Consider the following 2,530-nt stretch of genomic DNA (forward strand, 5'->3'; position numbering starts at 1 on the left):
GCCGGCGGCGGGGGCTCCCCCGGCCGGTTCGGCCACCGGGCCGCGGCCCACGTCGGCGGCGGTGACCTTGTCGTCGTCGTCGTCGCTCTTCACGGTCGCGCGGGCGGTGATTCCGTTCATCAGTGTGCCTCTCATCAGTGCGCCTCCTCGAGTGCCTGGGAAACCTCGCCGACGAGGTTCATGTAGTCCGTCGTGTAGCGGATCTCGGGGTCGCGCTCCGGACCGAACGGCACGTCCACCGAATGTGTGATGCGCCCCGGCCGGCCGGACATCACCACCACGCGCGTGGACAGATACACCGCCTCGGCGACCGAGTGCGTGATGAACAGCCCGGCGAACCGCTTGGCCGCGAACAGCCCGAGCAGCTCGTCGCCGAGGCGCTGCCGGGTGATCTCGTCCAGCGCGCCGAACGGCTCGTCGAACAGGAACAACTCCGGGTCGAGGGTCAGCGAGCGGGCCAGCGAGACACGCATCTTCATGCCGCCCGACAGCTCCCGCGGCAGCGACTTCTCGAACCCGGCCAGGCCCACCAGTTCGATCGCCGCCGCCGCGCGGTCACGGCGTTCGGTGCGGCCGATGCCGTCGAGCTCGGCGAGCATCTCCACGTTCTGCTCGACCGTCCGCCACGGCAGCAGGGTGGCGTCCTGGAAGACGTAGCCGATGCGGTCGGTGCCGGTCTGCATGTAGCCGTCGGTGTGGGTGGCGAGCCCGGACGCGAGGCTGAGCAGCGTGGACTTGCCGCAGCCGGACGGGCCCACGACGCTGACGAACTCGCCGGCGCGGATCCGCAGGTCCACGCCGTCGAGAGCGCGGGTACCGTTGGGGTAGGTCACGCCGACGCCGTCGAATCCGAGGATCTCGCTGCCGGGCCGGGCGGCCTGCGCCGCCCGCATGTCGGTGGGTGTGGTCATCGGGTCTCCTCGTAGGTGGGTGTCGGTCGGTGGGTGGTGGGGGTTCGGTCGTCGGGCGGCTGGGCACGGGGCGAGGTGACGCCGCACGGCGCGACACCGGGGTCGACGACGACGAGGACCTCCCTCGCCGCCACCACGCAGCCCGCGCGCAACACGATCCGGTCGGGTGGCGCGTCGGCGATCACGTCGTCGAGCCCGCCCGCCCGGACCAGCAGCAGGTCGGCCCGGAGGCCGGGCGAGGGGCCGGCGGGCGGCAGACCCATGACCTCGCGGGCGCCGCCCGTGACGAGCTGCCAGGCGGTGTCCATGTCGAGGTGGGCGGCCACGATCAGCAGCATCGCCGTCTCGGTGGCGTCGGAGCGGCCGACCGGGTTGAACGGGTCGCGCACGTTGTCGGCGCCGGCGGCGACGGTCACGTCGGTCTCGAGCAGGGCCCGCACCGGGGGCAGGCCGCGCGGGACCGAGGTGCAGCCGGTGCGGCCCTGCAGGTACAGGTTGGTGATCGGCAGCGTCACCACCCCGACGTCCGCCCTGCTCAGCGCGCCGGCCGCGCGGGATTGGCCCGCCGCGTCGAGCGAGCCGATCCGGCAGCAGTGCCCGGCCGTGCGGATCTGCCCCGCGGGCCAGGACGCGACGCGCTCGGTGAACACCTCGAGCATGGCGTGGTCGCCGTCGAGGAACTCGTCCACGTGCAGGTCGATGCCGGTGCCCAGCTCCTCGGCGAGGTCCACCAGCCGGTGCGTCTCGGAGACCGGGTCGGTGGAGATGTGCGGGGCCCCGCCGATGAGGTCGGCGCCGGCCGCGATCGCGGCGCGCGCCCGGTCCGCCGGGTCGACCTCGTTGACCATCACCGAGATCTGCAGGTCCATCACGCCGGCCAGCTCGTCGCGGACGCGGACGAGAGCGCGGACGCCGCGCAGCGGGTCGTGGTCGTCGTGCAGGTCCACGTGGCTGCGCACCGCGGTGGTGCCGTTGGCCACGAGCTTGCGGGCGGCGGCGAGGGCGCGGGCGTGGATCTCGTCCTCGTCGACAGTGGCGGCGTAGGCCCGCCACGCGTCGATCGCCGCGCCCAGGTCGCAGCCCGGCGGCCGCGTGGCGCCCCAGCTCAGGGCCTTGTCGAGGTGGGCGTGCGGCTCGGCGGGCGCGGTGAGCACCATGTAGCCGCAGGCATCGATCACCGATTCGCCCCCGGTAGGACCACCGCGCGTCGGGGTGGTCCCCGCATCCGTCACGGCCACGACCACCCCGTCGACGATGTCCACGTCGACCACCCGGCCGCCCTGCAGTCGCGCCCCCGCGATGCGGTCCACGTGGCGCGCCGCGGCTCGCTCGGCCCCGACTCCGCGCTGTGCATCGCGCTGTGTCGCTCGTCGTGGTTCCATCGTTCCCCTCCTCTGCTGTCGGCTCCGTCCCACCGGCCCGGTCTCCCTGATCGCCTGCGGCACTTGTGCATCCGACCCCGGGGCGGGATAGTGGCCCCGGGTATTGATCGGATCAATAATGATGAGTGTGGTGGCCCCGTGTTTCGGCGGCATTACCCCGCTGTTCCGGCGTGGTTCCGGTGTCCGCCAGTTCCGCGCCGACGCGACTACCTGCACGAATACTGACCCCGGCAGACC

The 2,530-nt window shown here is 73.0% G+C and carries 2 protein-coding genes; both read right to left on the minus strand.

Annotated elements, in window-relative coordinates:
- Window positions 1–134: 134 nt before the first annotated feature.
- On the minus strand, window positions 135–911 hold the full coding sequence (locus tag J1M64_RS00690; RefSeq protein WP_154829864.1) for an ABC transporter ATP-binding protein: 777 nt from the start codon (window positions 909–911) through the stop codon (window positions 135–137).
- Window positions 908–2,293, minus strand: a complete 1,386-nt coding sequence (locus tag J1M64_RS00695; protein WP_241260914.1) for an amidohydrolase family protein — start codon at window positions 2,291–2,293, stop codon at window positions 908–910. Before J1M64_RS00695 ends, J1M64_RS00690 begins: the two co-directional genes overlap by 4 nt.
- Window positions 2,294–2,530: the final 237 nt, after the last annotated feature.

The sequence above is a fragment of the Dietzia sp. KRD202 genome, assembly GCF_017168155.1.
GTDB lineage: Bacteria > Actinomycetota > Actinomycetes > Mycobacteriales > Mycobacteriaceae > Dietzia > Dietzia kunjamensis.